Annotated in this window: 6 protein-coding genes; 3 read left to right on the top strand and 3 right to left on the bottom strand. The window is 65.8% G+C overall.

What is annotated here, in order from left to right:
- Positions 1-255: 255 nt before the first annotated feature.
- Complete coding sequence (locus AC1DZT_RS23205; RefSeq protein ID WP_478009021.1) at positions 256-1371, bottom strand: DUF6456 domain-containing protein; 1116 nt, start codon at positions 1369-1371, stop codon at positions 256-258.
- Between the two features lie 228 nt (positions 1372-1599).
- Between AC1DZT_RS23205 and AC1DZT_RS23200 the strand changes: the two genes are divergently transcribed.
- Positions 1600-1890, top strand: coding sequence for a DUF6477 family protein (locus AC1DZT_RS23200; protein ID WP_478009020.1), 291 nt, complete (start codon positions 1600-1602; stop codon positions 1888-1890).
- Positions 1891-1922: 32 nt separating this feature from the next.
- On the opposite strand, the gene AC1DZT_RS23195 is transcribed toward AC1DZT_RS23200, so the two are convergent.
- Positions 1923-2888, bottom strand: a complete 966-nt coding sequence (locus AC1DZT_RS23195; protein WP_478009019.1) for an arginase family protein — start codon at positions 2886-2888, stop codon at positions 1923-1925.
- A 172-nt stretch (positions 2889-3060) separates the two neighbouring features.
- On the bottom strand, positions 3061-4605 hold the full coding sequence (locus AC1DZT_RS23190) for a trimethylamine methyltransferase family protein (RefSeq protein ID WP_478009018.1): 1545 nt from the start codon (positions 4603-4605) through the stop codon (positions 3061-3063).
- Between the two features lie 156 nt (positions 4606-4761).
- Between AC1DZT_RS23190 and AC1DZT_RS23185 the strand changes: the two genes are divergently transcribed.
- Complete coding sequence (locus tag AC1DZT_RS23185) at positions 4762-5598, top strand: arylamine N-acetyltransferase family protein (protein ID WP_478009017.1); 837 nt, start codon at positions 4762-4764, stop codon at positions 5596-5598.
- A gap of 12 nt (positions 5599-5610) precedes the next feature.
- Positions 5611-7191: a glutamine-hydrolyzing GMP synthase gene (guaA, locus tag AC1DZT_RS23180; RefSeq protein WP_478009016.1), complete on the top strand. Its 1581-nt coding sequence runs from the start codon at positions 5611-5613 to the stop codon at positions 7189-7191.
- The last annotated feature ends 30 nt before the right edge of the window (positions 7192-7221 follow it).

The raw sequence follows: 7221 nt of genomic DNA, 5'->3' as shown, positions 1-7221 counted from the left end.
AGCCAATCCTTCGAAACGTCGACACCGATGAAATCCTGTGGCAAAGTCATGGAGGCCTGTCCTTGATCTGCGGGGTCGTCTGTTGGCGCAGCGCCCCAGGCAACTGTTCAGGTTTGAACGCGTAAAAGCAGACGAGCCCCAAGCTACCGAACGGGCTCACGCACCCAAGGATGGAACGGGGTCTCGTCTGCAACCTCCATTATCGCAGATCGCGAAGAGACAAGGATGGGCAATCTGCCCATCTGACCGGAAGGGTCAGCCGATCAGCGGGCCGGACCTTCCATAGGTCTCGTCATAATGCCGGCGCAGGCGTTGCAAGGCGATGCGCAGCACGATCTTGCCCGAGCGGGCGGCCCAGCCCATCCGGCGCTCGGCCGCCTCGATGCCTTCCAGAAAGCAGCAGACCCGCAGGGCCACATCGCCGAGGCCGGGGCCAAGGTCGCGCAGCGCCGCGGCCACCCTTTCGCGTGCGGCGCGCGGGCCTTCGGCCAGGCCGCTGTCGGCGCGAAAGCCGCCGCGGTCGCCGGTGGTCAGGAAGCGCTCCCAGTTCTGCGCCACCCGCGGCCCCATCTGCGCCAGTTCGAAATCCTCGCGCAGCCGTTCGGCCGCGTCGATCAGCTCCGGCGGAAGAAAGACCTTGCCGTCCTTGTCGCGCCGCCGCCCCAGCACCGCCACCGGGCTTTCGGCGAGGTTGTAGCGCAGCCGGCGCGGGCCCTCCTCGCCGCTGATCTCGCGCTCCGCCCAGTCGCGGTGCTGGCCGGCAAAGGCCGAGGGCGCCTCGGCCAGACCCATGCGGGCGCTTTCCTCCTCCTCCACCATCCGCTTCAGCGCCAGCCGCCCGGTCGCCGACAGCTCATAGCTCGTCACCCGGCCCGCCTTGCGGATCGCGATCCAGTCCTTCAGCGCGAAGGCTTGGGCAAAGGCGCGGTCCACCACCCCGGTCCGCGCGCTGCGGCCATCGGGAAACTCGCGCATCACCACGGCCTTTTCCATGTCGGGGGCGACCGCCAGCACCGCGCCCGGCTCGGCCAGGCGGCGCAGGATCCGGCGGCCCTCGCGGTGGAGGGCGGCCTCATCGAGAACGAGGTTCGGGTGACGCAGGGGCGCTGACATGGCGGCTTCCTTTCTGGCGGGGTCTGAAGGGGGGTTCCCCTGCTGCCGGGCGAGGGCCTGCAACGCTTCGTCCAGCAAAGGATCGTCGCGGCGGCCTTCATAGCGGCGGACCTGACGCAGGACGGTGGAGGCATGACGGCCGTCGCGCCGGGCAATGGCACGCAGCGACAGGCCGGTTTCGGTGTGGTCAAGGTAAAGGCGCACCGCGTCCGGTATCCAGGCAGGCAGGGTCAGATGGCGGCTCAGGTTGGCTTGCATATCGGGTTCCGGCTGCGGCGCATCAGGCTGCAAAGAGACAACTGGCAGTTTTACGACACTGAGCAGCATTGATTACCCAATCGTTAATTTCTGAGCTGTTCCGTATAATTGTTTCGATTTGTTAAACAAACCATTAACCATCGCACGGTGGAAACCGGGCTTGTGCAACGCATGGTTGTGCTGCGGCATGATGCGGAAATCGAAACAATCCGCATCGGAGCCCCTGCCATGACCGACTTTCGCGCCCTGCTGTCCGACCTGCGCCGCCCGCAGCTTTTGATCCGCGCGGCCCGCTTCGGCCTGTGCGATTACCGGCGCGACCGCGACCTCAAGCGCCTGCTCGACGGTCAGCAGCCGGCGCCCGACCGCGCCGTGCCGCGACTGCTGAACGAGGAGGAGCGGCTGGAAGAGATCCGCAAATCCGGCGACGCCGCCTATTCGCTGACCCGCCATATCGAGGTGCTGATCGCCCTGATGGCCGAAGTCCGGCTGCTGCCGCGGGTCATGGCGAAGCTCTGACCCCGCGGCGCGGCCAATTCAGGCGCGGCGGATCAGACGTGGCGGACCGACCAGCCCACCGCGTTGCAGATCACCCGCGCCGCGGCATTGGCCGACCGCAGGTCGGTGTCGCGGGATGGCACCAGCTCCACCACCGACAATCCGGCCAGCCCATGCGCCTGAATGGCCGCCTTCACGATGGCGGCCAGTTCGGCAAAGCTGAAACCCCCGGGCGAGGGCGCATTGACCGCCGCACAGACCGAAGGGTCGAAGGCATCCAGGTCGATCTGGATGATCAGCGGCGCCCCGCCCGGGATCATGCTGGCCACGGCCTTGGCGCCAAGGCTGCGCGCCTCCTCCACCGTCACCAGCCGCGCGCCCCAATCCAGCGCCGCCCGCACCTCGGCCGGCCCGGCGCTGCCGACGCCGCGCATCCCCACCTGGGTGATCGAGCGGACATGGCCCTGTTCCGAGGCCCGGCGCATCGTGCTGGAATACCCGAACTTTTCGCCGCCCACCGTGTCGCGCCAGTCGATATGGGCGTCGATCTGCAGGATATGCACCGGGGTGCCGGAAAAGCCCTGAAGGAAGGGCACCGGCACCGAATCGTCACCGCCGATCATCACCGGAACCGCCCCCGCCGCCACGATGTCGCGCGTTGCGGCAGCGATGGCGGCGCGGTTGGTGGCCCCCTCCGCGGGGTCGAGCGCCAGATCCCCGGCATCGAACAACCCATGCTGCCCCTCGTCCAGCAGGGGCCCGCCGAGGTCGAAGTCGTAATTGCTCAACAGCGAGGAGTTCTGCGTCGCCGCATCGCGGATCGCCTGCGGCGCATCGCTGCTGCCGGTCGCCACATCGTAGCCCATGTCCGAGGTTGCCGGATAAGGCGTGCCATGCGCGGCGCCGAAGATCACATGGTCGCGCGGGCGCAAGGGCAGCTCGCAGGCCGGGCAATCGATGAAGCGCCGCTTGGCGGGGTGGAAGAGGTAGGACATGGAAAGGCCTTTCGGATCGGCCATCATCTCCCGGACGTCCGAAACGGGTGGACCAAGGCTAGCCGCGCGGGCCGCCCCCTGTCAATTTCCCCGCACGCGGCGCCATTGACGCCGGATCAGAAACAATGACGCCCGCACCGAGGCGATCGGCGCGGGCGTCATTGTTTCCAAAGGCGAAACCGGTAGGGCCGCGGCCCTAGATGAAGGCATCCGGCATCGAGGCTTTGCGACTGGCCACGAAAGCCTCCAGCTCTTCCTGCTTGCCTTCATCCAGCGCGGGCTGAACGTAATCGCCCAGCATCTTCTTGACCCGCTCCGAGGCCAAAGCCTGGGTATCGCGCGAGCCTTCGTCGGCCCAGGTCTCGAAGGGCTTGTAGTCGAAGAGGTCGCTGCGCCAGAAGGCGGTCTTGAAATTGGCCTGGGTGTGTTCGCAGCCGAGGTAGTGGCCGCCCGGACCGACCTCGCGGATCGCATCCATCGCCTGGCCGTTGATGTCCATATGCACGCCCTGCGCCAGGTGGTGCAGCGTGCCCAGCTGGTCGGCATCCATCACGAACTTCTCGTAGGAGGAAACCAGACCGCCCTCCAGCCAGCCGCAGGCGTGCAGCATGAAGTTCACGCCCGACAAAAGCCCCATGTTGAGCGAGTTGGCCGATTCGTAAGCCGCCTGCGCATCGGGCAGTTTCGAGCCGCAGAAGGCCCCCGCCGAACGGTAAGGCAGGCCCAGACGCCGGACCAGCTGACCCACGCCATAGGTGATGTGGGCGGCTTCCGGCGTGCCAAACGTCGGCGCGCCCGAGTTCATGTCGATCGAGGTCACGAAGGCCCCGGCAATCACCGGCGCCCCGGCCCGCACCAGCTGGCTATAGGCCACGCCGGCCAGAACCTCGGCCAGCACTTGCGTCAGCGTGCCCGCCACCGTCACCGGCGCCATCGCCCCGCCGACGATGAAGGGCGAGACGATCGCCGCCTGATTGTTCTGCGCATAGACCTCCAGCGCACCCATCATGATGCCGTCGAAGGTCATCGGCGAGTTGATGTTGATGAGCGAGGTCATCACCGTGTTCTGGTCGACGAAATCCGCACCAAACAGGATCTTCGACATCGCCACCGAATCGGCCGCCCGCGAGGGTTCGGTCACCGAGCCCATGTAAGGCTTGTCCGACAGGGTCATGTGGGCAAGCAGCATGTCGAGGTGGCGCTTGTTGACCGGAATATCGGTCGGCTCGCAGACCGTACCGCCGGAATGGTGCAGCCATTTCGACATATAGCCGAGCTTCACGAAATTGCGGAAATCCTCCAGCGTCGCATAGCGGCGGCCGCCTTCGGCATCGCGCACGAAGGGCGGGCCATAGACCGGGGCGAGGACGAGGTTCTTGCCGCCGATCTCGACATTGCGGGCCGGGTTGCGGGCATATTGGGTGAAGCTTTTCGGCGCGGTGGCGCAAAGCTTGCGGGCAAGGCCGCGCGGGATATGGACGCGTTCGCCCTTCACATCCGCGCCCGCATCGCGCCAGCGTTGCAGGGCCGCGGGGTTCTCGACGAAATTCACCCCGATCTCTTCCAGAACGGTTTCCGCGTTCCATTCGATGATCTGCAGGGCTTCGTCGTTCAGGATCTCGAAATTCGGGATCTGGCGCTCGATGAACTTCGCGGTCTCGAAGCTGACAGCCGTCCGTTCAGCCCGGCGCGTTGCCCCGCCGCCGCCACGCACCCGACGCGCTGCACCCGTATCGCTCATGGTTCTTCTCCCGAAAGTTTTGCCTGTTATGGCCGAGGTCACGCCCGCGCGGGCCCCCGAAAGCGCCGTTTGCGGCCTAAAACCGACATCGAACTTTGACGGAAACGACGCGTCGGCGCGGGCGCGCGGCTTTAGGCTGGGGAAAAGGAGCTTCTGATGCGTCTGAACGCCTATCTCGAACGGATCGGCCTGTCCGGCCCCCTGCCCCCGACGCTGGCCACCTTGACGGCGGTGCACCGGGCGCAGGCCTTCGCCATTCCCTACGAGGGGCTGGATATCCAGGCGGGCGTGCCGCTCGACCTCGACCCGGAGCGGATCTTCGACAAGCTGGTGGTGCGGCGCCGCGGCGGCTGGTGTTACGAGACGAACGGGCTTCTGGCCTGGGCGCTTGGCGAGATCGGCTTCGAGGTCCGGCGCTGCGTGGCGGGCGTCTATCGGCGCGAGCGGGGCGATGCCGCGCTTGGAAATCATCTGACGCTGATTGCGACGCTGGATCGGCCCTGGCTCTGCGACCTCGGCCTTGGCGACGGCTTGCGCGGGCCGATCCCCCTGGCAGAGGGGCCGCACCGCGACGGCAGGCTGGAGTTTCGGCTGGAACGTCTGGCGGACGGCTACTGGCGCTTTCACAACCACGCCTTCGGCGCGCCAGAGACCTTCGATTTCAGCGAATCCCCCGCCGACGAGGCGCTGTTCCTGCGCCAGAACGCCTTTCTGCAAAGCGACCCATCCTCGCATTTCGTGCAGAATGCCGAGGTGATTCTGATGGAGCCGGAAAATTCCCTCACCCTTCTGGGCCGGGTGCTGCGCCGCACCACGCCGGAGGGCGTCGAAAAACAGCTGATCGACACGCCCGAGGCGCTGGAATCGCTGCTCTGCGGCCATTTCGGCATCACGGGCGTCGAGATTTCCCGCCTCTGGCCACGGATTGCGGCCCGGCATCAGGTGCTTTTCGGGGCAGAGCCGCAGGGGTCTTGCGATTCTGCCGCGCCCTAGATAATCGGGCGCATGACCCAAGCTGCATCGCACCCCGCCCCGCACCACGAACGCTTGCTGATTATCGACTTCGGTTCTCAGGTGACGCAACTGATCGCGCGCCGCCTGCGGGAGTTGAACGTCTATTGCGAGATCCACCCCTATAACAAGATCGACGAGGCTTTCCTCGAAGCCTTCGCGCCGAAAGCCGTGATCTTCTCCGGCGGCCCGGCCTCGGTCTATTGGGAGGGCGCGCCGATGCCGCCCAAGGGCGTGTTCGACATGGGCGTGCCGATCCTCGGCATCTGCTATGGCCAGCAGGTGATGATGCATGTGCTGGGCGGCCATGTCGAAGGCGGCCATGGCACCGCCGAATTCGGCAAGGCCTATGTCACTCCCGCCGCCACCGACCTGCCCTTGCTGCAAGGCTGGTTCGAGGCGGGCGATGAACAGGTCTGGATGAGCCATGGCGACCATGTCTCGAAGATCGCGCCGGGGTTCGAGGTTTACGGCACCTCGCCCAATGCGCCCTTTGCCATCACCGCCGATGTGAAGCGCCAGTTCTACGCCGTACAATTCCACCCCGAGGTCCACCATACGCCGAAAGGTGCCGAGCTTTACGCGAATTTCGTGAAGCTCGCGGGCTTCAAGGGCGACTGGACCATGGGCGCCTACCGCGAGGAGGCGATCCGCAAGATCCGCGAGCAGGTCGGCGATGCCAAGGTGATCTGCGGCCTGTCGGGCGGGGTGGATTCCTCGGTCGCGGCGGTCTTGATCCATGAGGCGATCGGCGATCAGCTGACCTGCGTCTTCGTCGATCACGGGCTGTTGCGGCTGGGCGAGGCGGAGCAGGTCGTCTCGATGTTCCGCGACACCTATAACATCCCGCTGATCCATGCCGATGAAAGCGCGCTTTTCCTTGGCGCGCTGGAAGGCGTCTCTGACCCCGAGGTCAAGCGCAAGACCATTGGCAAGCTCTTCATCGACGTGTTCCAGAAACACGCGCATGAGGTTGGCGGGGCGAAGTTCCTCGCCCAGGGCACGCTTTATCCCGATGTCATCGAAAGCGTCAGCTTCTCGGGCGGGCCCTCGGTCACCATCAAGTCGCACCACAATGTCGGCGGTCTGCCCGAAAAGATGGGCCTGAAGCTGGTCGAACCGCTGCGCGAATTGTTCAAGGACGAGGTCCGCGCGCTTGGCCGCGAGCTTGGCCTGCCGGCCAGCTTCATCGGCCGCCACCCCTTCCCCGGCCCGGGTCTGGCGATCCGCTGCCCGGGTGAGATCACGACGGAAAAGCTCGAAATCTTGCGCCGCGCCGATGCGGTCTATATCGACCAGATCCGCAAGCACGGGCTCTATGACGAGATCTGGCAGGCCTTTGCCGCCATCCTGCCGATGAAAACCGTGGGTGTGATGGGCGACGGGCGGACCTATGACTATGCGCTGGCCTTGCGGGCGGTGACCTCGGTCGATGGGATGACGGCGGATTACTACCCCTTCACCCATGATTTCCTCGGCGAGACCGCGACGCGGATCATCAATGAAGTCAAGGGCATCAACCGGGTCTTCTACGACTGCACCTCCAAGCCGCCGGGCACGATCGAGCTGGAATAAGCCGGGCTAAGGGGGCGTCTCGCCCCCTGC

Source organism: Rhodobacter sp. P1_C2, assembly GCF_056406375.1.
This window is presented reverse-complemented; position numbering and strand designations above follow the sequence as displayed.

Coding starts and splice junctions, on each gene's coding strand:
- AC1DZT_RS23205 (WP_478009021.1), bottom strand. CDS start 1,371: ATGCAAGCCAACCTGAGCCGCCATCTGACCCTGCCTGCCTGGATACCG.
- AC1DZT_RS23200 (WP_478009020.1), top strand. CDS start 1,600: ATGACCGACTTTCGCGCCCTGCTGTCCGACCTGCGCCGCCCGCAGCTT.
- AC1DZT_RS23195 (WP_478009019.1), bottom strand. CDS start 2,888: ATGGCCGATCCGAAAGGCCTTTCCATGTCCTACCTCTTCCACCCCGCC.
- AC1DZT_RS23190 (WP_478009018.1), bottom strand. CDS start 4,605: ATGAGCGATACGGGTGCAGCGCGTCGGGTGCGTGGCGGCGGCGGGGCA.
- AC1DZT_RS23185 (WP_478009017.1), top strand. CDS start 4,762: ATGCGTCTGAACGCCTATCTCGAACGGATCGGCCTGTCCGGCCCCCTG.
- guaA (WP_478009016.1), top strand. CDS start 5,611: ATGACCCAAGCTGCATCGCACCCCGCCCCGCACCACGAACGCTTGCTG.